General features: G+C 73.2%; 1 protein-coding gene. It reads right to left on the minus strand.

The features are described 5' to 3' along the window. A partial coding sequence (locus QD208_RS17620) for a hypothetical protein (RefSeq protein WP_279837694.1) occupies positions 1-239 on the minus strand: 239 nt, incomplete at both ends.

The following is a 239-nucleotide window of genomic DNA, read 5'->3' on the forward strand; positions in this document are numbered from 1 at the left end:
GTACGCTCCCGCCGCCCCGCCCCTTCCTGGCGAGCACCCGAGCGTTGGCCTGTCTTGGGCTGACCTGAGCCGCGCTGATCCGAGCTGCGCTGGCCCATGGCGCGCTTGCTGCTGTCCTCGCGCCGAGCACCACCACGCCGGCCGCTATCCGTATCCTGCGCGGCACGCTGATGGCGCGCGGCAGTCGCGTGCTGGGAAGGCGTCGGCGCCTCCGCCAGTCGTGAGGCCTCCTCGGTACC

Source organism: Cobetia sp. 29-18-1 (genome assembly GCF_029846405.1).
In the GTDB taxonomy this organism is placed as follows: Bacteria; Pseudomonadota; Gammaproteobacteria; order Pseudomonadales; family Halomonadaceae; genus Cobetia; species Cobetia amphilecti.